The sequence below is a fragment of the Actinoplanes sp. URMC 104 genome (assembly GCF_051386375.1).
Lineage (GTDB): Bacteria > Actinomycetota > Actinomycetes > Mycobacteriales > Micromonosporaceae > Actinoplanes.
The window spans coordinates 703,714-727,115 of sequence record NZ_JBPQTO010000011.1 but is presented as its reverse complement, the minus strand read 5'-3'; the positions used below and the strand labels follow the sequence as shown (position 1 = coordinate 727,115).

Annotated in this window: 23 protein-coding genes; 8 read left to right on the top strand and 15 right to left on the bottom strand. The window is 72.9% G+C overall.

The window, feature by feature from the left end; translation table 11 throughout:
• Nucleotides 1-53: 53 nt before the first annotated feature.
• From ACSNN8_RS29220 to ACSNN8_RS29205, 4 genes are all read right to left on the bottom strand, one after another.
• Nucleotides 54-1,031, bottom strand: coding sequence for a cupin domain-containing protein (locus tag ACSNN8_RS29220; RefSeq protein WP_436653039.1), 978 nt, complete (start codon nt 1,029-1,031; stop codon nt 54-56).
• A gap of 4 nt (nt 1,032-1,035) precedes the next feature.
• Nucleotides 1,036-1,848 carry an NmrA family NAD(P)-binding protein gene (locus ACSNN8_RS29215; RefSeq protein ID WP_436653038.1) on the bottom strand — a complete coding sequence of 271 codons (813 nt, stop codon included), beginning with the start codon at nt 1,846-1,848 and terminating at the stop codon, nt 1,036-1,038.
• Between the two features lie 39 nt (nt 1,849-1,887).
• A complete protein-coding gene (locus ACSNN8_RS29210; RefSeq protein WP_436653036.1) occupies nt 1,888-2,634 on the bottom strand; it encodes a hypothetical protein in 747 nt (248 codons plus the stop codon).
• Nucleotides 2,635-2,711: 77 nt separating this feature from the next.
• Nucleotides 2,712-2,918 carry a hypothetical protein gene (locus tag ACSNN8_RS29205; protein WP_436653034.1) on the bottom strand — a complete coding sequence of 69 codons (207 nt, stop codon included), beginning with the start codon at nt 2,916-2,918 and terminating at the stop codon, nt 2,712-2,714.
• Between the two features lie 75 nt (nt 2,919-2,993).
• Here ACSNN8_RS29205 and ACSNN8_RS29200 point away from each other — a divergent pair, with 75 nt between their 5' ends.
• The gene (locus ACSNN8_RS29200) at nt 2,994-3,746 is read left to right on the top strand and encodes a hypothetical protein (RefSeq protein WP_436653033.1); all 753 of its coding nucleotides are present in this window, start codon (nt 2,994-2,996) and stop codon (nt 3,744-3,746) included.
• On the opposite strand, the gene ACSNN8_RS29195 is transcribed toward ACSNN8_RS29200, so the two are convergent.
• Nucleotides 3,688-4,506: a TIM barrel protein gene (locus ACSNN8_RS29195; RefSeq protein WP_436653032.1), complete on the bottom strand. Its 819-nt coding sequence runs from the start codon at nt 4,504-4,506 to the stop codon at nt 3,688-3,690. The two genes, ACSNN8_RS29200 and ACSNN8_RS29195, sit on opposite strands and share 59 nt — an antisense overlap.
• Nucleotides 4,503-5,489: a Gfo/Idh/MocA family oxidoreductase gene (locus tag ACSNN8_RS29190; RefSeq protein WP_436653031.1), complete on the bottom strand. Its 987-nt coding sequence runs from the start codon at nt 5,487-5,489 to the stop codon at nt 4,503-4,505. The genes ACSNN8_RS29195 and ACSNN8_RS29190 overlap by 4 nt, the downstream gene beginning before the upstream one ends.
• Nucleotides 5,490-5,603: 114 nt before the next feature.
• On the opposite strand from ACSNN8_RS29190, the gene ACSNN8_RS29185 reads away from it, so the two are divergent.
• Both ACSNN8_RS29185 and ACSNN8_RS29180 read left to right on the top strand, forming a co-directional pair.
• Nucleotides 5,604-6,671, top strand: coding sequence for a LacI family DNA-binding transcriptional regulator (locus ACSNN8_RS29185; RefSeq protein ID WP_436653030.1), 1,068 nt, complete (start codon nt 5,604-5,606; stop codon nt 6,669-6,671).
• A gap of 804 nt (nt 6,672-7,475) precedes the next feature.
• A complete protein-coding gene (locus tag ACSNN8_RS29180) occupies nt 7,476-7,877 on the top strand; it encodes a PPOX class F420-dependent oxidoreductase (protein ID WP_436653028.1) in 402 nt (133 codons plus the stop codon).
• Here ACSNN8_RS29180 and ACSNN8_RS29175 read toward each other — a convergent pair.
• Nucleotides 7,855-8,826, bottom strand: a complete 972-nt coding sequence (locus ACSNN8_RS29175) for an alpha/beta hydrolase (protein ID WP_436653027.1) — start codon at nt 8,824-8,826, stop codon at nt 7,855-7,857. The two genes, ACSNN8_RS29180 and ACSNN8_RS29175, sit on opposite strands and share 23 nt — an antisense overlap.
• Before the next feature lie 221 nt (nt 8,827-9,047).
• Between ACSNN8_RS29175 and ACSNN8_RS29170 the strand changes: the two genes are divergently transcribed.
• The 5 genes from ACSNN8_RS29170 (at nt 9,048) to ACSNN8_RS29150 (ending at nt 14,596) form a co-directional block, all read left to right on the top strand.
• On the top strand, nt 9,048-9,827 hold the full coding sequence (locus ACSNN8_RS29170; RefSeq protein ID WP_436653025.1) for an LLM class F420-dependent oxidoreductase: 780 nt from the start codon (nt 9,048-9,050) through the stop codon (nt 9,825-9,827).
• A gap of 34 nt (nt 9,828-9,861) precedes the next feature.
• Nucleotides 9,862-10,050, top strand: a complete 189-nt coding sequence (locus ACSNN8_RS29165) for a hypothetical protein (RefSeq protein WP_436653023.1) — start codon at nt 9,862-9,864, stop codon at nt 10,048-10,050.
• Nucleotides 10,051-10,154: 104 nt separating this feature from the next.
• Complete coding sequence (locus ACSNN8_RS29160) at nt 10,155-10,925, top strand: hypothetical protein (RefSeq protein ID WP_436653022.1); 771 nt, start codon at nt 10,155-10,157, stop codon at nt 10,923-10,925.
• A gap of 64 nt (nt 10,926-10,989) precedes the next feature.
• On the top strand, nt 10,990-13,770 hold the full coding sequence (locus ACSNN8_RS29155) for a peroxidase family protein (RefSeq protein ID WP_436653020.1): 2,781 nt from the start codon (nt 10,990-10,992) through the stop codon (nt 13,768-13,770).
• 124 nt (nt 13,771-13,894) lie between these two features.
• Nucleotides 13,895-14,596, top strand: a complete 702-nt coding sequence (locus tag ACSNN8_RS29150) for a VOC family protein (protein WP_436653018.1) — start codon at nt 13,895-13,897, stop codon at nt 14,594-14,596.
• Here ACSNN8_RS29150 and ACSNN8_RS29145 read toward each other — a convergent pair.
• The 8 genes from ACSNN8_RS29145 to ACSNN8_RS29110 all read right to left on the bottom strand — a co-directional run bounded on the left by ACSNN8_RS29145 (nt 14,593) and on the right by ACSNN8_RS29110 (nt 23,379).
• A complete protein-coding gene (locus ACSNN8_RS29145) occupies nt 14,593-15,531 on the bottom strand; it encodes an LLM class F420-dependent oxidoreductase (RefSeq protein WP_436653016.1) in 939 nt (312 codons plus the stop codon). The genes ACSNN8_RS29150 and ACSNN8_RS29145 overlap by 4 nt on opposite strands.
• A gap of 297 nt (nt 15,532-15,828) precedes the next feature.
• Nucleotides 15,829-16,548: an alpha/beta fold hydrolase gene (locus tag ACSNN8_RS29140; RefSeq protein WP_436653014.1), complete on the bottom strand. Its 720-nt coding sequence runs from the start codon at nt 16,546-16,548 to the stop codon at nt 15,829-15,831.
• On the bottom strand, nt 16,545-17,486 hold the full coding sequence (locus tag ACSNN8_RS29135; protein ID WP_436653012.1) for an alpha/beta hydrolase: 942 nt from the start codon (nt 17,484-17,486) through the stop codon (nt 16,545-16,547). The genes ACSNN8_RS29140 and ACSNN8_RS29135 overlap by 4 nt, the downstream gene beginning before the upstream one ends.
• 51 nt (nt 17,487-17,537) lie before the next feature.
• Nucleotides 17,538-20,303, bottom strand: a complete 2,766-nt coding sequence (locus ACSNN8_RS29130) for an AfsR/SARP family transcriptional regulator (protein ID WP_436653011.1) — start codon at nt 20,301-20,303, stop codon at nt 17,538-17,540.
• A gap of 388 nt (nt 20,304-20,691) precedes the next feature.
• Entirely contained in the window at nt 20,692-21,018 is a 327-nt protein-coding gene (locus tag ACSNN8_RS29125) for a zeta toxin family protein (protein WP_436653009.1), read from the bottom strand.
• 111 nt (nt 21,019-21,129) lie between these two features.
• On the bottom strand, nt 21,130-21,915 hold the full coding sequence (locus ACSNN8_RS29120; RefSeq protein WP_436653008.1) for an SOS response-associated peptidase: 786 nt from the start codon (nt 21,913-21,915) through the stop codon (nt 21,130-21,132).
• Nucleotides 21,916-22,026: 111 nt separating this feature from the next.
• A complete protein-coding gene (locus ACSNN8_RS29115; RefSeq protein WP_436653006.1) occupies nt 22,027-22,587 on the bottom strand; it encodes a HEAT repeat domain-containing protein in 561 nt (186 codons plus the stop codon).
• A 96-nt stretch (nt 22,588-22,683) separates the two neighbouring features.
• Entirely contained in the window at nt 22,684-23,379 is a 696-nt protein-coding gene (locus tag ACSNN8_RS29110) for a CAP domain-containing protein (protein WP_436653004.1), read from the bottom strand.
• Nucleotides 23,380-23,402 lie beyond the last annotated feature (23 nt).

The window sequence follows — 23,402 nt, the reverse complement described above, 5'->3', positions numbered from 1 at the left end:
CCATCCGCGGCTGTTGATCTGGGTCTCATTCGGGGGATGTCGCGGGCCGGCGCTCACGTGAGCCGCACGACGCGGGGAAGGGGGGACGGGTGCGGCGCGAGGGCCGGGCGGCGGCGGTACTCCTGCGGGCTCACGCCGCGCTCGCGCTTGAAGGCGTTGCTGAGCGCGAAGGCGCTGCCGTAGCCGACGCGGCGGGCCACCGACTCCAGCGTCGCGTCGCCCTGGCGCAGCAGGTCGGCCGCGAGCGTCAGCCGCCAGCCGGTCAGGTAGGCCATCGGCGACTCGCCCACGACCTCGGTGAACCGGCGCGCGAGCGAGGCGCGGGAGACGCCCGTACGCGCGGCGAGCGAGGCGACCGTCCAGGCGTACGCGGGATCGTCGTGGATGAGCCGCAGCGCCGGCCCGACGACCGGGTCGGTGCGGGCCCGCTGCCAGCCCGGCACGTCGTCGCCGGCCGCGGCCAGCCACGAGCGCAGCACGCTGACCAGCACCAGGTCGAGCAGCCGGTCGAGCACGAGGTCCTGGGCCGGCTCGGTGCCGCGCATCTCGCGGATCAGCAGGTCGATCAGCGCCCGGTCGCCCGCTTCGGCCGGCCGGATCAGCAGCCCGGGCAACGCGTCGAGCAGCCGGCGGCTGACCTCGCTGTGCATCTGGTAGGTGCCGCTGATCATGACGGTGGCCCCGTCCGGCGCCGCGCCCCAGGTGCGTACGCCCTGGTCCGTCATCGTCATCTCGGTGCCGTCGACCGACTCGCAGCGCTGTCCGGGGTGGATGATGATCTGCGGCGCGGTGCCGGGGGAGTCGGCCACCACGTACGGCTCGGTGCCGGTGACCACGGCCACGTCGCCCGGGCCGATGCGGGCCGGCGCGGTGTCCTGCTTGACGATCCAGGCCTCGCCGCGCACGAGCGTGATCAGCGACAGCGGGGAGCCGTCCCGGATCCGCAGCGACCACGGCGGATCCAGCACCGAGCGCAGCAGGAACGCCCCGCGGGCACGGGGCCCGTCGAGCAGGCCGGTCAGCGCGTCCATGCGATCACCGTACCGGCGGCACGCTCCACACCCCGGTGGCCGCCGCGGCCGTCGCGTACGCGGAGAAGTCCCGGGCGGGCCGGCCGAGCGCTTCCCGCACGCCGTCGGCCGGCTCGGCGTTGCGCCCGTCGAGGATGCCGCGGAACATGTCGCCCAGCTCGACCGGCAGCCCCGCGGCGAGCAGCACCCGCTCGTACTCCTCGGAGCCGATCGGCGTGTAGCGGATGGTGCGCCCGGTGGCCCGGCTCAGCTCGCCCGCCACGTCGGCGAAGGTCAGCGCCCGCGGCCCGGTCAGCTCGTACCGCCGGCCGCGATGGCGCGGATCGGTCAGTGCGGCCGCCACCACGTCCGCGATGTCCTCGGCGTCGACGAACGGCTCGGGCACGTCGCCCGCGGGCAGCCGGATGTCGCCGTCCAGCACCGCGTCGCGCAGGAAGTCCTCGCTGAAGTTCTGCGCGAACCAGCTGCACGCGACGACCGTCCACGCCGTTCCGGCCGCCGCCACGCGCTGCTCGGCCTCACGGGCGAGCGGCTCGCCGCGGCCCGAGAGCAGCACGAGATGCTCGACGCCCAGCTCGGCCGCGAGGCCCGCGAACGCGCCGACCCGATCGGCCGCGCCCGGCAGCCCGAGGTCCGGATGGAAGGTGACGTACGCGGCCCGCTCGCCCTCGATCGCGGGCTGCCACGTCGTCTCGTCGTTCCAGTCGAACCGCGTGGCGGAGTGCCGCGAGGCGATCCGTACGTCGATGCCCTGTGCTGTCAGGCGGTCGGCCACCCGCCGTCCGGTCTTGCCGGTGCCACCGATGAGAAGCGTCATGCCTCCATGGAACCGGCCCGGGCTGAGACCCTGAATGGCTCAGATGCTCGGCTGCATAAGTGGGACGCTCAGGTGGCGGGCACGGCCGGGCGCTGGCCGGAAGGCGCTGAGGCGGGCGGCCTCGTCCGCGGCGGTGCGGGCCTCGAGCGCGAGGCTGCGGCTCGCGCGGTGCGCGAGGTCGGCGTCGGAGTGGGCGGCGCGCTCGGCGGCGACCGCCTGCTCGTAGCGGTGCCGCAGCCACGCCGCCGACGTCCGGGCGATCACCAGTTCCTGCTCCACCGGGTGCAGCCGGGCGTCCCAGGCGTACGCCGTCAGCGCCCCCACCGGCAGCTCCCCGCGGCTCACGGCGGCCGCCACCGCTCGGTGCAGGAAGCGCTCACGGGCCGCGTACTCCTCGCAGGTGCGCGCCGACCACGGCCGGCCCCACGCCGTGCCGGTCAGCAGGGCTCGCAGCCGCGAGTCGGCCGTCAGCCACGCCTCCCAGGCGGCGGTCGCCTCGTCGGCCGACCGCTCCCACATCTCCTGCCAGCGCCCGGCGCCGGTGGCGGCCCGGTCGGCGGCGACCCGCACCTCGGCGGCGTACTGCGCCGCCCGCTCGGCCTCGGCGGCCCGCCGGCGGCGGTGCTCGCCGCGCCGGCGCAGGGCGGCGAGCATCTCGCGCAGCGGCCGCTGCCCGCTGTCGAGGCCGCCGAGCAGCAGCAGCGCCGGGAAGGTCAGCACGATCAGCGTCGCCCAGATGACCGCCGGAGCCGGCTCGCTGAGCAGCATTTCCGCAACCAGGTTCATGTCGGGTGTCCCGTTCGTCCGCGAGTCGTCGAGTGACAGGCTGCGACCGTCGGGCGCCCGGGGCGCCGGGCCGACGGTCAGGCGGACACGAGCGGGGGAGCGCGGGAGCCGCGGACGCCCGCGGTGAACTGCGAGCGCAGGACGGCGACGCGCGCGGCGGGCGGGGCGTCCGGCGTGGACACCGGCTCGATCGCCGACGGCTCGGCCGGGCGCCGGAGCAGCGCGGACACGAGCGAGAACAGCGACGACAGCAGCAGCGCCCAGCGCGAGCCCGTCGTCACCATGGGTCCACCCTATACGGTGTTCCGGCGAGTCGCACGCCACGTCACACCACGCCGGAATGCGGGTATAAGGCAAGGGTGGAGGACTTCGCCGCGCCGGCCCTGGCCGCGCTCAGAGCCGGGTTCGGCACCCGCGAGGCGCTGGCGGGGCTGGCGCCCGGACTCGTCGTGCCCGACCCGCGGGGCTGGATCCCGGCCGACCTGCTGGCCGCCGACGACACCGGCCTGCTGCTCGCCGCGGCGCAGCGCCGGTGGCGGACGCGCCCGCACGTGGCCGCCGCGCTGATGTGGAAGGCGTACTCGTACTGGCTCTCGGTGCCGGCCGCCTTCAGCTGGGTGGCCGCGCGCCGGGTGCCGCACCTGTCGGCCGGTCAGGTGCTCGTGCGCCTCGACTCGGTCGCGCCCGTCCGGCTGGGGCTGCGGCCCGGCATCGGGGTGTCGGTGCTGCCCGACGACCCGCTGGCCCGCGACCCCGCGCCGCACGTCGAAGTGGTGCCCGACGAGGCCGCGCTGCTGACCTCGCTGCGCCGCGTGCTGCTCGACGAGCACGTCACCCCGGTGCTCGACGCCTTCCGCGGCGCGGTCCGGATCAGCCGGCGTCCGCTGCTGGGGTCGCTGGCCGCGGGCGTCGCCCACGCCACCCGGCACGCCGTCCGTTCGGTGCCCGGCGCCTCCCCGAGCGCGGTCGGCACCCTGCTCGGCGCGCTCGACCTCGCCGACCTGGTCGAGGTGACCGCCGGCCAGGTCCGCCGCCGCACCTGCTGCCTGGCGATCACCCTGCCGCAGCCGCGGATCTGCACGGACTGCTGCTATCAGCCCCAGCCGGGCTGAACGCCGTGCGGAACCGCTCGAGGGCTTGCTCGGATCCGCCGGACGCCCACGCCTCGAGCCCGACGACGCCGCGGTAGCCCAGCCGCCGCAGGGCCGCGGCCACCACCGGGTAGTGGACCTCGCCCGTGCCCGGTTCGCACCGCCCCGGCACGTCCGCAACCTGGATCTCCCCGACCCACGGCAGGGCCCGCTCGACCAGCTCGACGAGGTTCCCCTCACCGATCTGCGCGTGGTAGAGGTCGAGGTTGAGGCGCAGGTTAGGGCTTTCCACAGCTTCGACGAGGGCCAGCGTGTCGGAGGCCCGGGCGAACGGTGTGCCCGGATGGTCGACGGCGGTGTTGAGGTTCTCGAGGGTGAAGACGCGCCCCGCCCGCTCGCCGAGCTCCGCGAGCCGCGCGAGGGTCCGGGCCGCGGTCAGCCACATCCGCGGCGTCACCTCGGTGGCGGGCACGACCGGCAGGCCGCGCCCGTCGAGCCCGGTGCCGTGCACGTTGAGCCGCGGGCAGCCGAGACGCTCCGCCGCTTCGAGCGACAGCCGCGCGGTGCGCAGCAGCTCCCCGGCCCCGTCCGGGTCGGCGAGCGTGCCGCTCAGGTATCCGGTCATCGACGAGATCGTGGCCCCCGTCGCCGCCAGCGCGTCGAGGTCCTTGGTGGCCCAGCTCCACATCTCGACCTCGAAGCCGAGCGCGTCGATGCGCCGCACCCGCTCGGCGAACGGCAGGTCGAGGAACACCATCTCGGCGCAGGCCGCCAGCCTCACTTCGCCACCTCGACGGGCTTTCCCGTACGCACGGACTCCGCGGCGGCCAGCGCGATGGCGAGCGCGGCGCGGGCGTCCTCACCGGTCACCGGCGCCGGCGCGCCCGTGCGGACGGCCTCGGTGAACGCGGCCAGCTCGGCGACGTAGGCGCTGCCGAACAGCTCCTGGTCGCTGCTCGAGGTCTCCACGATCCGCCCGCCCGCGCCGGAGAACGTCAGGCCGGTGCGCCGCCCGTCGCCCATCGTGACCATGCCACCCGAGCCGAGCACCTCCCCGCGTACGTCGTAGCCGTAGCTCGCCTCGAAACACGCCTCCGCCGTGCCCATCGCACCGTTGGCGAACCGCACCGTCACCACGGCGGTGTCGAGCAGCCCCCGGTCGCGCCACTCCGGCTCGACCAGCGCGTCGGCGACCGCGTACACCTCGGTGGCCTCCGCGCCCGGGTTGAGGAACCGCAGCGTGTCGAAGTCGTGGATCAGCGTCTCGTTGAAGACGGTGCCGGGGGCGATGCGGGCGGGGTCGAAGCCCGCCGGGTCGCGGGTCAGCGACCGCAGCAGCCGCGGCGTGCCCACCTGCCCGGCGTCGGTCAGCCTGCGGGCCGCCGCCCAGTCCGGCGCGAACCTCCGGTTGAAGCCGACCTGCAGCACCACGCCGGCCGCCCGCGCGGCGTCGATCACGCGGTCCGCCTCGGCCAGGGTCAGCGCCATCGGCTTCTCGCAGAACACGTGCTTGCCGGCCCGCGCCGCCGCCACGGCCAGCTCCGCGTGGAACCGGGCCGGCGCGGCGATCACGACGGCGTCCACATCGGAGTCGGCCCACACCCGCTCCGGGTTCTCGTACGAGCGGTCGGCGCCCAGCCGCTGCGCCGCGCCCGGCACAGGGTCGGCAACGGCCACCAGGCGCACGCCCGGCAGCCGGCGGCTCAGCGTCTCGCCGTGGAACAAGCCCATCCGTCCCGACCCGATGAGGGCGACTCCTGTCATGCCTGCGGTCCCTTCTCTGGAACGTTCCAGTGGTCGCTCCAGGCTGAACGACCGGGGCGCCGGCGGTCAACGGCCGTGCTGGAACGTTCCAGATGATGCGATTACGCTGTCGGAGTGCGCGACGAACGCAGGCCCACGCTCACCGACGTGGCCACCCGCGCCGGCGTCTCCAAGTCGCTGGTGTCGCTGGTGATGCGCGACGAGCCCGGGGCGAGCGCCGAGACCCGCCGACGCGTGCTCGAGGCGGCCGACGCGCTCGGCTACCAGCCCGACAGCCGGGCACGGCTGCTGCGCAGCGGTCGCAGCCGCCTGCTGGGCGTCGTCTTCGGCATCCAGCACCCGTTCCACGCCGACCTGGTCACCGGCCTCTACACGGCGGCCCGCGAGACCGGCCACGAGCTGGCGCTGAGCGCCGTGACCCCGCAGCGCAGCGAGCACGAGGCCGTCACCGGCCTGCTGCAGGACCGCTGCGAGGCGCTCATCCTGCTCGGCCCGCAAGCCCCCGCCGCGAGCCTGGCCCGGCTGGCGTCACGCCTGCCGGTCGTCGTGCTGGCCCGGGCCGTACGCGCCCCCGAGGTCGACGTCGTCCGCAGCGCCGACGCCGAGGGCCTGCACCTGGCCGTGGACCACCTGGCCGGGCTCGGCCACCGCCACATCACCCACATCGACGGCGGCCGCGCCCCCGGCGCCGCCGACCGCCGCCGCGGCTACCGCACCGCCATGCGCCGCCACGGCCTGACCGGCGAGCTGCGCATCCTCCCCGGGGGCCTGACCGAGTCCGACGGCGCCGCCGCCGCGAGGCAGTTGCTGGCCGACCCGCCGACCGCCGTCACCGTCTTCAACGACCGCTGCGCCACCGGCGTCCTCGACGTCTTCGCCCGCGCGGGCGTCGACGTCCCGTACGACATCAGCGTGATCGGCTTCGACGACAGCAGCCTGGCCCGCCTGGCCCACGTCAACCTGACGACGGTCGCCCAGGACGTCCCCACGATGACCCGGCTGGCCGTCACGCGGGCCATCGCCCGGGTCGCCGGGCGCGACCCGGGCCTCGCGGAGGCGTCGGCGAGCATCACCCGTCCGGCTGCGGAGGGCCTGTCGCCGGTCTCCTTGCCCCGCAGCGACCGCGAGGTGATCGTCCCGCCCCGTCTCGTCATCCGCGGCACCACCGGGCGCCCGAGCTGAGCCGCCGGCCCGCTGGTCGAGCGCCCCGGCAACCGGCGGTTCCCTCTGAGTCGCCGGCTCGCTCGTCGAGTTCCCGCAGCAACCGGGCGTCCGAGCTGAGGCGCCGGCCCACTGGTCGAGTGCCTGCGGCAACCGGCCGTCCGGGCGCTGTTGCACCGGCCGATCGCCTGCCACGGCGGACCCGGCCCGCCCGTTGTCCGGGCATCCCGCCGTCCTCGACGCGACGGTGGTCCGGCGGTCTCGGCCGGGGGGGTGAGTGCCAGGTAAGGCACGGTGCACCCTCCGCCGATCGAACGCGGCACCAACCGCCGAGCCGGCCGCCCTCCCGAGCGAGCGTTCCGGCGGTGCAACGAGCGCCGTTCCCCGTGCGCGGCGCATAAGTGACTGCCGAACTGACCGCTGTCTCCAGCGCGGTGACCGATGTCCCGCGGCGCACCGGACGCCGTTCATCGCACGCGCCGAGTCGACGAAAGCCGCCGCACCCCTACCGTCCGAGCCGACCGAATCCCCAGCGCGAGAGTCGCCCGGCGTCGGCCGCGTTCCGCCTCGGCGCCGGCCCGGAGGCGACCCTGCGGGACACCACCCGGGATGCGTGACCCCCCGACCCTTCAGCTCCAAAGCGCCCGACGACCCCCGAGCTGAGAGTTCGGTGTGAATCCGGCCCTGTGGACAAGCGCGGGACGCCGCTCTCCGCCGGAGTAGAGTCGGCCGCTCCCCGGGTGGGCGGGGGTATGGGCGGGCCCACCCAGCACGTGATCATGCAGCGGGCGGCGGGCATGATCAGCGCGGGCGTAGGGTCGGGGCATGGCGATCTTGCCCGAGGGGCTGCTGAAGTTGCTGCGCGGCGCGAGTCCGTGCTTTGTCGCGACCGTGGACCCGGACGGGTCACCGCAGCTCACCGAGGTGTGGGTGGGCACGGACGGCGAGCGCATCCTGATCAACACGGTCGAGGGCTTCCGCAAGGTGCGCAACGTCGAGCGCGACCCGCGCGTCTCCGTGATCGTGGCCGACCCGGCGGACGTGAGCACCTACTACTCGGTGAAGGGCCACGTCGTGGACGTGACCCCGAAGGGCGCCGCCGAGCACATCGAGCAGCTGGCGCAGAAGTACCTCGGCGGGCCGTACCCGTGGTTCGGCGGCCGCGACCAGGTGCGCCTGATCGTCACCGTCGAGGTCGACAAGGTCATCCACGCGCCGTGGGGCTGACCTCCACCAGGGCGGAGCGCAGTTCGGCGGTGAGCTCGGCGAGGGCCTGCGGCGCGCTGCGGCACAGCCGGGGGAAGGCCAGGAAGCCGTGCGGCATGCCGACGTACGTCGTGACGCGCACGGGAACGCCGACGGCCCGCAACGCCGCGGCGTAGCGCAGGCCGTCGTCGCGGATCGGGTCGTGCTCGGCCACCTGGACGAGCGCCCGGGGGAGCCCGCTGTGGTCGGGCGCGAACAGCGGTGAGGCGTACGGGTCCCGGGCGTCCGCGTCGCCGAGATAGTGATCGCGGTACGCGACCGTGTCGGCCTGCGTGAGGATCGGCGCGCCGGCGTTCTCCGCCAGCGACGGGCTCGAGCCGGTCAGGTCCGTGGCCGGATAGATCAACCCCTGGAACGCGAGCGCCGGGCCCGACCGGTCGCGGGCCATCAGCGCCGTGACGGCCGCCAGGTTGCCGCCCGCGCTGTCGCCGATCACGGCCAGCCGGCCCGCGTCGGCGCCGAACTCCGCGGCCTGCGCGGCCACGTCGACCAGCGCGGCGTAGCAGTCCTCGGCCGCGGCCGGCCACCGGTGCGTGGGGGCCAGCCGGTAGTCCACCGACACCACCACGGCTTCCGCCGCGGCCGCGACGTTGCTGCACAGCCAGTCCGCGGTGTCGAGCGAGCCGACCACCCAGCCGCCGCCGTGGAAGTTGACCACCAGCGGCAGCGTCCGGTCGCCCGCCGACCGCGGCCGGTACGTGCGGATCCGCAGCCGCTCGGTCTCGCCCGCCGCGTACCCGTCGGTGAGCGTGACGCCGGGCGCGACGGCGCCGAGCAGCAGGTCGGTCACCGGGTTGTGGCTGACCTTGGCCTTCTGGTTGCGCAGGATCTGCTCGGTGCTCTGCCCCACGATCGACGACCGGCGCAGCGCCCGCCCGAGCAGCCGCACCCTCAGATCGATCTTCGCCATGGCCCGCCTCCGTGTGATCGCCGTACCCGATCATGGTCCTACCCACCGGAAGCCGCGGCTACTACATTGATGCCCGTGCGGACCGAGCGAGCATGACGCCTTCCGAATCGTGCCTCCACCTCAGGCGCCGCCTGTACCTGCCGGACGACCGCTTCGCCTCGGCGGCCGCCTTCGTGCGGGCGTAGCGGGTCGGCGGGCGCCCGTTCGCCTAGGCTGAGATCATGACCTCGAGGCCCGTCCGCATCGGGCTGCAACTGCAGCCGCAGCACGCCGACTACGCGTCCATCCGCCGCACCGCCGCCGAGGCCGAGGACCTCGGCGTCGACATCCTGTTCAACTGGGACCACTTCTATCCGCTGTACGGCGAGCCCGAGGGCCTGCACTTCGAGTGCTGGACGATGCTCGCCGCCTGGGCCGAGCAGACCTCGCGCGTCGAGATCGGCGCGCTGGTCACCTGCAACAGCTACCGCAACCCCGAGCTGCTCGCCGACATGGCCCGGACGGTGGACCACATCAGCGACGGCCGGCTCATCCTGGGCATCGGTTCGGGCTGGTTCGAGAAGGACTACCAGGAGTACGGGTACGAGTTCGGCACCGCCGGCGGCCGCCTCGACGACCTCGCGGAGGCCCTGCCGCGCATCGAGTCGCGGTTCGGCAAGCTCAACCCCGCGCCCACCCGCAAGATCCCGGTGCTGATCGGCGGCGGCGGCGAGAAGAAGACGCTGCGCCTGGTCGCCAAGCACGCCGACATCTGGCACAGCTTCGGCGACGCCGAGACGGTCGAGCGCAAGGCCGGCATCCTGCGGCAGCACTGCGCCGACGTGGGCCGCGACCCGGCCGAGATCGAGCTGTCCACCGCCGTGCAGGGCAAGCCCGCCGACGTGGGGCGTGAGCTGCTCGACAAGGGCGTCACCCTGTTCACCGTGAGCACCAGCGGCCCCGAGCACGACCTCAGCGGCCTGCGGGAGTGGCTCACCTGGCGCGACCAGATCAACGGCTAGTTTGGCTGTTGATCACCACGGGTAGGCGGAAGGCATGACTTTGCGCCTTCCGTCCGACCCGGACAAGTACCCGCCGCTCGACCCGGGCGCCCCGATTCCGGACGACCCGGGCGAGCTGGAGCCGGGCACGCTGCCGCCGCCGCCCGCCGAGCCGTCCCCGGTGCCGCTCGAGCCGGTGCCCGAGCCCGCTCCCGAGCCGGGTGGCGTACCCGAACCTGCCTGATCGGACGAGGGTCCGTCCCCTGTGAGTTCGTTGTGGCCCGCCTGTACCTTGGGCGCGTCACCGTCGGCGCCCCGCCGATCGGGGCGACGAAACGGGGGCACATCGTGAAAAAAACACTTCTGGGTTCGGTGGCCGTGCTGACGTCGGCCGCCCTGCTGGCGACCGGCTGCGCCGGCCAGGACGACGACGGCGCCAAGTTCGAGCAGCCGGCCGCCCCGGCCGCCACCTCCGCCGCCGCTCCGGCTACGCCCGCCGGCAACGGGGTCGAGAAGCTGACCGCCGAGCAGATCCTCGCCAAGGCCAAGGCGGCGCTCAAGGCGGCCGGGTCCTTCCACATGAAGGGCAGCATGAAGACCGACGACGGCAAGATGGGCCTCGACTTCAAGATCGAGGGCCAGAACGTCAAGGGCACGCTGGCGATGGACGGGCCCCGGGTCGAGCTGCTGTCGGTGGGCAAGCAGCGCTTCATCCGCCCGGACGCGGCGTTCTGGGCCATGACCAGCGGCGGCAAGGCGCAGGCCGCGCAGATCACCGAGGTCGTCGGCGACCGCTGGGTGAAGGTCAAGGCCAACGACGCGAGCTCGGCCGGCATGTTCACCGCCACCGACATCGACGAGCTGCTCGACGCCGACGGCAAGGTGACCAAGGGCGCCGTCACCACCCTCGACGGCAAGCCCGTGGTCGGCCTCAAGGAGAGCGCCGCCGACGGGGGCACGCTCTACGTCGCCACCACCGGCCAGCCCTATCCCGTCCGCCTCACCGGCCCCACCCCGGCCGACGGCGCGCTGGCCTTCACCGAGTTCGGCGCCACGTTCCCCGAGATCAAGGCGCCCGCCGCCGCCGACGTGATGGACCTCGACAAGCTCATGAAGTAGGGCCGCGTGCCGCAATGACCGGTACGCGACAGCGCCACCACGTCCGTGCCCCCATAGTGTTGCGATGACGACGGGGACGCGGGCGCGGTGGCAGGAGACGTACCTGGGCGGGTCGCCCGAGGCGGAGCGTCTGATCTTCGAGCGGGTGGCCGTGCAGATCATGCAGACGCAGCTGCGCAACCGCCCGGCGAAGGACGCGCCGATCGTCGCCGGGTTCCAGGCCAAGGGCACGTACGCGGTGGACGACGCCGTGCTGCGGTTCCGCGACGACCTGGCGCCCGAGCTGCGCACCGGGTTCGCGCAGCCCGGCGCGGCCTACCGCACGGCCGTGCGGTTCAGCAACGCCGAGGGGCGCATCCGCGACGACCGCGAGCCCGACCTGCGCGGCGCGGCGCTGCGCGTCACGGTGTCCGACGACGAGCACCACGACCTGCTGATGACCAACGCGCCGGTGTCGCACGCGCGCGACGCCCGGCAGTTCGCGGCGTTCGCGCTCGCCACGGCGGGCGGGGGAGCGGGCCGCTACGCCGGGCTGGTCAAGCTGGCCTTCACGATCGGGCCGGACGAGACGATCCGCATCGTGCGCAACGTGCTGGCGGGCCGGCGCCGCATCACCAGCGTCGCCGAGGAGACGTACTGGAGCCGTACGCCCGTCGCCTGGGGCGAGGAGGCGGTGCAGTACCTGCTGCGGCCACTGCCGGGTGTCGTGGGCGACGCCGGGGACGGCCCGGACTTCCTGACCGCGGAGATGGCGAGCCGGTTGCGGCGCGGCGACGTGCGCTTCGAGCTGTGCGTCCAGCGCTTCCGCAACCCCGAGGAGACGCCGATCGAGGACGCGGCCGTCGACTGGCGCTCGCGGGACGCGCCGCCCGAGCCGATCGCCACGCTCACCATCGGGGCGAGCTCGTGCGACAACCCGGTCGTGCACGGGCTGCGCTTCAACCCGTGGAACACCACCGCCGGGTTCCGGCCGCTCGGCAACCTCAACCGGGCCCGCAAGGCCGCGTACGACGCCAGCGCCGCGCACCGCGACCGGCAGCGCTGGCTCACCGAGGTCCCGCTGCGCAACCGGATCGCGGGCGCCGCCGTGCGCACGGTCTTCGGCGCGGTCAACCGCATCCGCCCGTGGCACCGGCTGCCCGACGCGCTCGCGCTGCTCAACCTGGCCGCGCTGCGCGACGAGCTGCGCCGCCACAACCTGCTCGACACCGAGGTGCGTGAGGCGCCTCCCCGCGTACGGCAGGCTCCTGTTCCCCCGTCGGACGACGAGCGGGAATTCCGTACGCACGAAGGGCTTTTCAACGACTTGTCGGCGCCCGCCATGGGCGCGGTCGGTGCCGCGTTCGGCCGCAACGTGCCCGCCGCCTACCGGCCCGAGCTCGTCGACGAGCCCAACCCCGTCGTGGTCAGCCGCGAGCTGCTGCGCCGCGACACGTTCAAGCCCGCTACCAGCCTCAACATCCTGGCCGCCGCGTGGATCCAGTTCCAGGTGCACGACTGGGTGGTGCACGCCCGGCACCCGCTCGGCGTGGACGACGTCCGCGTGCCGCTGCCGCCGGACATGCCCGGCTGGGCCAACACGCCGGGCGGACCGCTCGAGCCCGAGATGCGCATCGGCGGCAACGTCAGCCGCGGCACCGGCGCGGACGGCGTCGAGCTGCTGTTCGGCAACGTCGCGTCGCACTGGTGGGACGGCTCCGAGGTCTACGGCACCGACACCGCCTCGGCGAACCTGCTGCGCGACGGCGCCGAACTGCGGCTGACCGCCGACGGCTACCTGCCCGTCGACCTCGACGGCTCCGAGGTGACCGGGTTCCGCGAGGCGTGGTGGCTCGGCCTCAGCAGCATGCACACGCTGTTCGCCCGCGAGCACAACGCCCTCTGCGCCGAGCTCGCGCGGCGCAACCCCGGCTGGGACGACGAGCGGACGTACCAGACCGCCCGGCTCATCGTCTCCGCCATGATCGCGAAGATCCACACCGTCGAGTGGACGCCCGCGATCCTCGCCACCGACGTGCTCCAGCGGGCCATGAACGTCAACTGGCACGGCGTGCCCGCCGGCGACTGGCTCAGCCGCGCCGGCCTGTGGCTCACCGACGCCAACGCGCTGCACGGCATCCCGAGGACCACGCCGGACCACCACGGCACGCCGTACTCGCTCACCGAGGACTTCGTCACCGTCTACCGCATGCACCCGCTCATCCCCGACGACTACACGTTCGTCGCGCCGGACGGCTCGCCGCTGGGCACCCGCACCTTCGGCGACCTGATGGGCGCCCGCGCCGACGACGAGCTGCGCGCGATGGGCCTGAGCGCCGTGCTGCACTCGTTCGGCATTGCGCACCCCGGCGCCATCACGCTGAACAACTACCCGCGCGCCCTGCTCGACCTGGAACGCGACGGCGAGCGCATCGACCTGTCCGTGGTCGACCTCGTGCGCACCCGCCGCCGCGGCGTGCCGCGCTACAACGACTTCCGCGCCGGGCTGCACCTGCCCCGCATCGAGCGGTGGGAGGACCTCAGCGCCGACCCGGAGACCGTACGCCGGCTCCGCTCGGTCTACCGCAGCGTGGACGAGGTGGACACCATGGTGGGGCTGTTCGCCGAGACCCCGCCCGAGGGGTTCGGCTTCTCCGACACCGCGTTCCGCGTCTTCATCCTGATGGCCTCGCGGCGGCTGCAGAGCGACCGCTTCCTCACCGCCGACTACCGTCCCGAGATCTACACCCAGTACGGCCTGGACGTCATCGCCGACACGACGATGACCGGCCTGATTAGCCGCCACTGCCCCGACCTGGCCGCCGTCCTGCCCGAGCACGCCAACGCCTTCGCCCCCTGGCGCTGACCCGCGACCACCCGATCGCCGGGGTGATTTCTGGTTTCCGTCGCGCCCCCGCGCGGTAATCGACAGTGGTCGGTTGTCGAGCGGCGGGCGGGGTGGGCGAATGGTTTCCGGAGCGGTGCGGCAGATGACCCATCCGATGGCGCAGTTCGACGGGCTGACGCTCGAGGTGTCCGACGCCGCGAGCCAGGCCGGGTTCTGGCGGTTGGCGCTGGGCGGCCGGGTCGTCGACGAGGGCGACGGGCGGCTGCGCGTCGCGCCGGGCCCGGGACGGCCCGCCCGCGAGATCCTGCGACTGCACACAGTGGACACCTGCGCGCCGGACGACGCCCGCGTGCACCTCGACATCCGGCTCGCCGGCGCCGACCCCGGCGAGCTCGTCGCGGCCGGCGCCCGGCTGGTGCGCCGCCCCGGACCCGACCCGTGGTACGTGCTGGCCGACCCCGAGGACAACGAGTTCTGCGCGTTCCCGGGCCGCGACGACCGGCCGCCCGGCATGTTCGAGCTGGTCGTCAAGTGCGCCGACGCGCACGGGCTGGCCCGCTGGTGGGCCGCCGTGCTCGGCGGCCACGTCGAGGACGAGGGCGAGGCCGCCTCGGTGGTCGGCGCGCCCGAGTTCCCGTGGGACTACATGGTTTTCGACCCGGTGCCCGGCATCGAGCGCTTCGACGCCCGGGTGCGCTGGAACCTCACCGGCCGCGACCCGGACCCGGAGGCGCTGCTCGAAGCGGGCGCCACCGTGGTGGCCAAGCCCGACCGGGAGAACCCGTGGTGGGTGCTCGCCGACCCCGGCGGCAACCGCTTCTGCCTCACGCCTTCGGGCGACTAGCTCACCAGCGGCTTGAGCGCCGCGCCGACGGCGGCCACCACGCCCGGCCGGTGGCCGTTGCGGATCAGGTTGATGCAGATGCCGTCGATCCCGGCGCCCAGCACGCGCTCCTGAAGCTGCTCGGCGACCTGCTCGGCGGTGCCCAGGAACGCGCGGTTGCGGCGGTCCTCCGGGATCGTCCCGGCGAGCTCCTTCACCTCCTGCTCGGTCTCGCCGACCATGCCCATCACCAGAAAGCTGGTGGCCAGCGTCGCCGGGTCGCGGCCGATCTCCTCGCAGCGCTGCCGCAGCACCGCCACCTTGTGCGGCAGCTGCTCGACGTCGCAGATGATGTTCATGTGGTCGGCGAAGCGGGCGGCCAGCCGGAACGTCTTCTGCTCACCCGACCCGCCCAGCATGATGGGGATGTCCGGCCGTACGCGCGGGTTGTTCATGGCGCCGCGGGCCGTGTACCACTTGCCCTCGAACGTGGCCGGCTCGCCGCGCAGCATCGGCTCGATGATCGTCAGCGCCTCCTCGAGCCGCTCGAACCGCTGCCCGAACGTGCCGAACTCGAACCCCAGGTCGTGGTGCTCCCGCTCGAACCACCCGGCACCGATGCCCAGGATCGCGCGGCCCTTGGAGACCACGTCGAGGGTGGTCACGCACTTGGCCAGCAGTGCCGGATTGCGGTACGTGTTGCCGGTGACCAGCGTCGACAGCTGCACCCGTGACGTGGCCGTCGCCAGCGCCCCCAGCGCCGTGTACGACTCCAGCATCGCGTTCTCCGGGGCGCCGATACCGGGCAGCTGATAGAAGTGGTCCATCACCAGCACCGTGTCGAAGCCGGACGCCTCGGCCTCCCGCGCCTGCGCGATCACGGTGTCGAACAGGTCCTCGTCCGGCACGCCGGGATAGGTGAAGTTCGGGATCTGGTAACCGAGCCGGATGCTCACACTGCCTCCGATGTAAGAGGGCTATCACTTGGCAATGTAAGAGCCTACTCACATGAGGCCGCGAGGGCCACCATCCCGTCGTGACCAGCAGCGGAGCACGTCGCGCGTCTCCTCCTCGGCGGTGACCCGGATCGGCCTTCCTGGTCAACATCGACCGCTGGCTTTGCCGGCCTCACCGAGCAGGACCAGGGTGGCCGGGCTGGTGGCGGCAAGGTCGAGGAAGGCAGACAGGTGAGCCATCTCCTTCCGGCGCCCGATCATCTCCAACTCCTCTCCGAGCCGCCACGCCCTCTCACATCAGCTGCCGATCGCGGCGATCGCCTCGCGAATCACGTCGGCGACCTCCTTGGGGTGGGACAGCATCACGACGTGCGAGGAGTCGATCTCGACCGCCTTGATGCCGGCGCGCTGGTAGCCGAAGCGCTCCACGTCCGGATTGATGGTGTTGTCGTTGCTGGAGATCACGCCCCAGGCCGGCTTGGTCCGCCAGGCGGCGACCGCGGCCTTCTCGGAGAAGGCCGCCGCGGCCAGCGGGCGCTGCGAGACGGCCAGGACGCGGGTCAGGGCGCGGTCGACGTCGTGGGCGAAGACGTCCGGGAACTTCTCGATGTCGACGCTGACGTCGGTGCCGGGCTCGGTCGACCCCTCGATCGGGTACGGGGTGTAGACCAGCGCCGAGGCCAGCTCGGAGTCGGGGAAGCGCCCCTGCAGTTCGCCCAGGCTCTCCCCTTCCTGCAGCGCGTAGCCGGACAGGTAGACCAGCGCCTTGACGTTCTCCTCGGCCCCGGCGACGGTGATCACCGCGCCGCCGTAGGAGTGCCCGACCAGCACGACCGGCCCGTCGATCGAGCGCAGGACCGAGCTGATGTACGCGGCGTCACCGGACAGCGAACGGTTCGGCACCGCAGGCGTGAGGACCTTGATGCCGGCGTCGAGCAGCTCCGGCACGAGCCGGGCGAAGCTGGACGCGTCGGCGAAAGCGCCGTGGACCAGGACAACGGTGGGAGTGGTGCTCATCGGCTCAGGGCCTCCTTGATGAATGCGGCGCCCTGCGTGGTGGCGGCGATCGCGGCGTGGGTGTCCTTCATGGCGTTGACCATGACGAAGTCGTGGATGATGCCCTGGTAGCGCACGCCGGTGACGGGCACGCCGGCGGCGCGCAGCTTGGCCGCGTACGCCTCGCCCTCGTCGCGCAGTACGTCGGCCTCGCCGGTGATGACCAGCGCCGGCGGCAGGTCGGCGAGGTCCTCGAGCGAGGCCCGCAGCGGCGAGGCGGTGATCTCGTCACGCTGGGCCGGGTCGGCGATGTACTGGTCCCAGAACCACTGCATGGCGTCGCGGCGCAGCCAGTAGTTCTCGGCGAACTGGTGGTAGGAGTCGGTGTCGAACGCGGCGTCGGTGACCGGGTAGTAGAGCAGCTGCGCGGCGATGGCCGGGCCGGAGCGCTGCTTGGCCAGCAGGGTCAGCGCCGCGGTCAGGTTGCCGCCGACCGAGTCACCGGCGACCGCGATGCGCGAGCCGTCGAGGCCGTGCTCGCTGCCTTTCTCGGCGACCCAGAGCAGGGTGGTGTAGACCTGCTCGAGCGCGACCGGGTAGCGGGCCTCGGGGGAACGGTCGTAGTTGGTGAACACGGCGGCCGCGCCCGACTGCCGGACCAGCTCGCGCACGAGACGGTCGTGGGTGTGCGCGTCGCCGAAGACCCAGCCGGCGCCGTGCGTGTAGAGCAGCACCGGCAGCGGCCCGGTCACTCCGGTCGGGCGGTAGATGCGGATCGACACGTCGCCGGCGGTCAGATCCTCGACCTCGGTGCCGGGGACCGGGAAGTCACCGTCCTGGGTGGCGTCGACGACCTTGCGGCCCTCGATCGGCCCCAGGTCGGGCAGGAAGGGCGGTTTCGCCGTGGCGTCGGCGAAGGCTTGCGCGGCCGGTTCGAGCACCGGTTTCGGGTAACCCATCTCGGTTCCTCTCTCTGCGAAGAACCGAGCACACCAAAACCAACTGCACGATCACTGATCGCCTTTTGCAGTTCCGTCATCGGCCAGGACAGCGTCGACCTCGGCCATGAAGGTGGCGAAGTACTCGGGGCCAAAGCTCGCGGCATGCTCCGCTTCCCGGCCCTGGACGAGTTCGTGGGCGCGCTGCGCAGCCGTACGTGCTCGAGCCGTGTCGCCGATGCGGTGGTAGGCCTGGGCCAACACCATGGTGGCCCCGAAGGTGACGTGGTGGTCGTCGGAGGACACCCGTGCCAGCGCCCACTCGCCCCACCGCACCGCCGCCCGGTTGTCGCCGAGGCGCAGGGCAAGCCTGGCGCGTTCCGACGCCAGGGAGGAGCGGGCGTCCTGAATCCCCGCCGCGGTGGCCACATCGAAGGCCTCGTCCGAGGCGACGGCCGCCCCGGCCAGGTCACCGTTCTCCTCCCGGGCGGTCGCCAACGCGTCGTGGGCGTAGAGCAGAACGCTCGGCTCGCCGCTCTGGCGGGCGGCTGCGACAGCCCGCTCCGCGTAGGGAATCTGCTGTGGCCCGAGGGTGATCGGCGGCTGTGCGAGGTTGCGCAGGACCTGCGCCTGGCCGATCACGTCGGCCCGGCTTTCCGCGATGGCCAGTGCGCGCATCAAGTAGTCGCGGGCGCGATCGGGCTCGGCGAACTTCGCCTGCAGCGCGGCCTCACGCAGGAAGGCCGTCTCGATCTCGGGGTCGCCCAACTCTCTCAGCGCGTCCACCACCCGGAAGCTTTGCCGCCGGGTCTCTTTCGTCGTGTCGAGCCGGGACGCGCGCATGGGACGCGAATGCATGATGATCAGCGCCGCGTCGCGACTCCAGCCCCGGTCCAGGGCCAGGTCGGCCACCGCCAACACCGCTCGCCGCTCCCGGCCGTACCAGTCCAGGGCCGCGGGAACGTCTTCCGGCCGGGGCGGGAAAACGTCCGCTGGGGCCGAGCCGAGACGGGTCGGGGGCAGCAGCTGGAAAGTCAGGTAGGCGTTGTAGGAGGCGTGCACGTAGTGCTCGACCAAGCGGCGTTCCGCGTCGAGCCGGCCATCGCGTTCGTCGTCGATGAGTTCGGCGGCGTACGCCTTGAGCAGGTCGTGCGCCGTGTACCGGCCGGCGCCCAGCGGGGTGAGTATGTTCATGACGGTCAGTTCGGTGAGTTCGCCCCGTACGTCGGCGCCGGCGATGCTGGCCGCTGTGTCGGCTGCGACGTCGGTGTCCGGGTAGACGGCGAGCAGCCGGAACAGTCGGGCCGCGGGCTGGGACAGGACCGCGTAGGACCAGGAGAAGGCCGACCGCACGCTGTCGTTCTCTTCGCCGGTGTCGAGCACGTCGAGCCGGTGGCCGGGGGAGTCGAGGTCGGCCACCACATCGGCGAGGCTCTCTCCGGGGCTGACCGCGATCCGCGCGGCCGCGATCGACAACGCCAGGGGCAGGCCTGCGCACAGCTCGACGAGCTTGTCGGCTGCGCCGGGCTCCGCGGCCAGCCGATCCGCTCCGAGCCGGCGGGCGAGCATGTCGCGGGCCGCTGAACGGCCGACCCGGCCGACGTGCACGGGCCATGCGCCTTCGCGTGCGACCAGGCTGGGCATGCGGTTGCGGCTGGTGATCACGATCAAGCAGCCTGGCGAACCTGGCAACAGCGGGCGCACCTGGGCCGAATCGCGGGCGTTGTCGAGTAAAACGATCATGCGCCGGCCGGCGAGCGCGGACCGGAACCGGGCGCACAGCGCGTCCATGTCGTCGCGCTCGGTCGGCGCCGAACCCAGGCTGATCAGCAGCGTGGTGAGTGCTTCGGCCGGGCGCAGCTGCCGGCCGCCCGGGGCGAAACCGCGCAGGTCGAGGTACAGCTGACCGTCCGGGTAGTCACCAGCGATCCGGTGCGCCCAGTCGACAGCGAGAGCGGTCTTACCCGCGCCGCCCATGCCGCTGAGCACAACGATTCCGGCCCGGCGCCCGCTGTCGAGGGCGGCCGTCAGGTCGTCGCGCGGGCTGAATGCGCCCACCCGGAGCGGCAACTGGGCCGGCCGGGACCCGTCGACGCCCTCCGGATCGGTCAGTGCGTCCAGATGGGCCGCCTGCAACTCGGCGCCAGGGTCGGCCCCCAGCTCGTCGGCCAACCGTTGCCGCACCTGCTCGTAGTGGGTCAGCGCCTCGGCCCGGCGCCCGGCCGCGGTCAGCAGCCGGATCAGACCGGCCTGCAAAGGCTCGTGAAACGGCGCAGCTTGGGCGTAACCGGTCAGCAGGGGCAACAGCCGATCGGCCCGCGGATGATGCAGGGCCCGCAACGCCACGTCGGCTTGGGCGGTTTCGATGGCCGTGAAGGGCGGCAGCTCGAGCACATTCGCCGGAAGCCCGGCGAAGGGCTGGCCCTGGGCCAGGGTGAGGGCTTGCTCGAACTTGCCGACCGCGTCGGGGCTGTCGCCGGCCGCGCGGGCCGCGGCGGCCAGCTCGAAGAAGGCCATCAGGTCCGACGTCCGCGCGTCCTGCCGCAGCCGGTAGCCCTCCCCAACCGGCAGTAGCCAGGTCCCGGCCTCGCGGTGGGTCAAGTCCGGCTCGAACAACCGGCGGACCTGTCCGATCAGCCGCTGGATCTGGTTGACCGCGCTGGCCGAGGGCTGTTCGCCCCACAAGGTGTCCACCAGTTCGGCCGTGGTGACAGTGGCCCCGCGCGCCGCGAGCAGGACGGCCAGCACCGTCCGGACCCGGGTCGACCCGATCTCGATCTCGGACCCCTCGCGCCACAGCCGCAGACCTCCGAAAACACGCACTCGAACCGTGGTCATGACCACACTGTCGCGGGTGCGGCGCGGCCGGACAACCACTCGGCGGTGAGCGTGATCAGCAGCACCCCCGGACCAGGGCCGGCCGGTATTTCCCCCGATGACGACCCGTACCAGTGCTTCACAGGATTGATCGCATCACTGTCGCAGCAAGCGCGGCTTCCCCGATTCGCTGCTGCCGCCGAGCCTGAACTACACGCCGTTCACGGCGGCCGGCGGCGAGCCCGGCACCGACGTCACGGTCAAGCCCGAGTCGGTCGGACCATGACCGCGTTCAGGGCGTGCCGTCATCCGCTCTGGGGGCTGCACCCCGCGTCGTCAATAGCGTCGGCGGGTTGCTGCGATCGACGCAGACCGGGCCTGCCGTGTCGCGATAGCGGCAGGCGCTGCGTCAACGGCGGTGCCCGGGCAGCGGCCCACGCCCCGGCCTGCCGTTGCGCGTCGCCGGGCGTGAGCTGCCGGCTGGTTCCGCCGCCGCCCGCGCAACTGGCCGCCCCGGATCGTCCCCAACCGACGACGCGGTCATCGCTGCGACCATCCGTGCGTAGTCGGGGTGGAATGCGCGCAGGTCATCGACGTCCAAGCCGACCGCGTGCTCGCGGCCCAACTGGCGCAGCACCCGGCGTTGCACCATGCTCCTACACGCGCCGGGCCGGCCGCCGATCAAGACTGCGGCCGGTTGCGGGTGCGAGGCGCGCCCGGTCAGCAGCGCCGGCACGATGACCTGATCGAACAGGGCCCGGGCGGCGTGCTCGTCAGCCGATATCCGCCCATCACGCCGCTCCTGGGTGGCGCCTGGCTCGTCGGGGCGGTGGCGGGCACACAGCGGTCAGGCCGGTTGCAGCTGCAAGACCGTGTCGCCCTGCTCGTCGACGGGCTCGATCAGCTCGGGGCCGCGGGCGGCGCCGCGGCCGGTCTTGTTGACCGCGGTGGACACCGCACGGACCTGCAGCGGGGCGTAGTCGATGCCGGTGATCAGTTCGTGGGCGGCTTGTTTGTCGGTCAGTGCCGGGTCGAGCCAGGCGTCGATGCGCTCGGGCGGGAGGATCACCGGGGTGCGCTCGTTCATCTCGCCGGCCAGCCAGGTGGCGTGGTGGGTGATGATCGCCGCGGACCACAGCCAGCGGTCGGGGTCGTCGGCGTCCTTGTCGGGGTCGGCCCATTTCTCGTACAGCCCGGCGAACGACAGCAGGCCGTCGGCGGGGTGCACGTAGTAGGGCTGTTTGTAGTCGTTGCCGTCGGCGTCCTGGCCGGTGAGCCATTCGTAGTAGCCGGTGGCCGGGATGATCGCGCGGTGCCTGGCGAACGGGCCGCGCCACGACGGTGCGGTGGCGAGCCGGTCGGCGCGGGCGTTGTGCAACGACGGCATCCGCTTGGCTTTGCCGGTCTTCGGGTCGGTGCCGGGCTTGAACCAGAACGGTACGAGCCCCCAGCGCATGGCCCGGACCTCGCGCACGTCCCGGTCGCCGTCGTGGCGTTGCACGACGGTGTAGACCTTGGTGGTGGGGGCGACGTTCCAGGACGGCGCCAACTCGACGCCGTCGCCCGGGCCGGAGGCCTGGTAGAGCTCCTGCAGCTTCGACCGGTCCAACGCTGACACGTATCGCCCGCACATTTCGCGCTCCGTTTCTCGTCCGCCCCACGACGGTATCCGAGCCGGGCCCGGGTCTCTCGACGCCACGTCCTTCGCTCGAGCGCCGTCCGGCTCATACAAGAAAAGAGTCGGCTACTGCCTGTTCAACCTCGCGAGGCCGCGAGCGGCGAACGCGCGCACCTGGTCGTCCGGGTCCGCGAGCAGCCCGCGAAGGGTGGGTTCGGCTACCCGGCCAGGCAGCCCACCCAGGTACCAGCCGAGAACCATCCGTACCTGCGGAACCGGATCGTCAGCCAGCGGCAGCAACACCTCGAGTGCCCCGGGCCGCGCGTGGAAAGCCACGATGCCGGCAGCCCTGGAACGGACCTTCGGATCAGCGTCGTCAAGCAAGGTCCGAGCCAAAGCGTCGACCCGCTCGACGTCGGGTTGGTTCGTCAGACCCTCCAACGCCGTGGACCGCAGCTGCGGGTCGGCGAGGGCTGCCGCGAGGAAATCGAAGTCGCGCGCATCTCCGAGAAAGCCGACCAGCCGAAGGCGCATTCCCTCCTCACCGGCAAAGGACCGGACAGCGGAGCGGCTACCCTCCGGATCGTCTTCGACAAGCGATTCGATGTCATCGATCAGTGGCGCCACGTCCACCTCCGGACCCGCCGCGGCGAGCGCGCGCAACAGCCTGTCGAGGGCTGCGGACATCCCTCAAGCATAGTGATCACCGGCCCTGTCCGGGCATGCCGCTCAGCGGCATCTGGTGCCGGGACAGGGGAGCGGAACCACTCCGCCACTTGTGGGTCAGATTCGCCCGAAGTTCTGGGTCCAGTAGAGGGAACCGTCGGCCGCATAGGCCACACCCACTCCCACGGCGACGCTCGAGCAGTTGAGGATGTTGGCGCGGTGGCCGGCGCTGTTCATCCAGCCGGTGACGACGGCCTGCGGCGTGCGGTAGCCCCAGGCGATGTTCTCCGCAGACGCGCCGGTGGTGTAGCCGGCTCGCGCCTCGCGAACGACGAAGGTGCTGCCGTCCGACCCGGTGTGGTCGAAGAAGGTGTTGGTGACCATGTCGGTGCTGTGCGCCCGCGCGGCGGCGACCAGGCGGCTGTCGATGCGCAGCGCGCCGCAGCCGTTCTTGATCCGCTCTGCGTTCGTCAGCGTGACGACCTGCGTCTCGATGTCGTCGGAGGCCACCGGCGAGGAGGCCGGGACCGGGGTCGCCGTCGGTGCGGCCGGCTTGGTCGAGGTGCCCGGTACGGGGCTGCTGGTCGGCCGGGATGCGACCGGGTACGCCGGCCGGGTGAAGCGAGGGGCCGGCTTGCGGCTCCATCCGTCGCCCGGCTGGTACTGCCGGCCGTGCGGGTGGTCGGAGTCGGAGATGACGCCGGCCTCGGTCGGCTGGGCTGCGGAAGCCGCGAGAGCTGGACCGGCGAAGACGATCATGGGGGCTGCGATGAGTGCGGCGGCGATGGCGGCGCGCCGGATCGTTCGGGTCACGATGAGCCTCTTCGGTGCAGTCG

Coding starts and splice junctions, on each gene's coding strand:
- ACSNN8_RS29180 (WP_436653028.1), top strand. CDS start 7,476: ATGGCGATCTTGCCCGAGGGGCTGCTGAAGTTGCTGCGCGGCGCGAGT.
- ACSNN8_RS29170 (WP_436653025.1), top strand. CDS start 9,048: ATGACCTCGAGGCCCGTCCGCATCGGGCTGCAACTGCAGCCGCAGCAC.
- ACSNN8_RS29115 (WP_436653006.1), bottom strand. CDS start 22,587: ATGTCCGCAGCCCTCGACAGGCTGTTGCGCGCGCTCGCCGCGGCGGGT.
- ACSNN8_RS29140 (WP_436653014.1), bottom strand. CDS start 16,548: ATGAGCACCACTCCCACCGTTGTCCTGGTCCACGGCGCTTTCGCCGAC.
- ACSNN8_RS29210 (WP_436653036.1), bottom strand. CDS start 2,634: ATGAACCTGGTTGCGGAAATGCTGCTCAGCGAGCCGGCTCCGGCGGTC.
- ACSNN8_RS29155 (WP_436653020.1), top strand. CDS start 10,990: ATGACGACGGGGACGCGGGCGCGGTGGCAGGAGACGTACCTGGGCGGG.
- ACSNN8_RS29175 (WP_436653027.1), bottom strand. CDS start 8,826: ATGGCGAAGATCGATCTGAGGGTGCGGCTGCTCGGGCGGGCGCTGCGC.
- ACSNN8_RS29190 (WP_436653031.1), bottom strand. CDS start 5,489: ATGACAGGAGTCGCCCTCATCGGGTCGGGACGGATGGGCTTGTTCCAC.
- ACSNN8_RS29215 (WP_436653038.1), bottom strand. CDS start 1,848: ATGACGCTTCTCATCGGTGGCACCGGCAAGACCGGACGGCGGGTGGCC.
- ACSNN8_RS29135 (WP_436653012.1), bottom strand. CDS start 17,486: ATGGGTTACCCGAAACCGGTGCTCGAACCGGCCGCGCAAGCCTTCGCC.
- ACSNN8_RS29205 (WP_436653034.1), bottom strand. CDS start 2,918: ATGGTGACGACGGGCTCGCGCTGGGCGCTGCTGCTGTCGTCGCTGTTC.
- ACSNN8_RS29220 (WP_436653039.1), bottom strand. CDS start 1,031: ATGGACGCGCTGACCGGCCTGCTCGACGGGCCCCGTGCCCGCGGGGCG.
- ACSNN8_RS29130 (WP_436653011.1), bottom strand. CDS start 20,303: ATGACCACGGTTCGAGTGCGTGTTTTCGGAGGTCTGCGGCTGTGGCGC.
- ACSNN8_RS29165 (WP_436653023.1), top strand. CDS start 9,862: ATGACTTTGCGCCTTCCGTCCGACCCGGACAAGTACCCGCCGCTCGAC.
- ACSNN8_RS29120 (WP_436653008.1), bottom strand. CDS start 21,915: ATGTGCGGGCGATACGTGTCAGCGTTGGACCGGTCGAAGCTGCAGGAG.
- ACSNN8_RS29150 (WP_436653018.1), top strand. CDS start 13,895: ATGACCCATCCGATGGCGCAGTTCGACGGGCTGACGCTCGAGGTGTCC.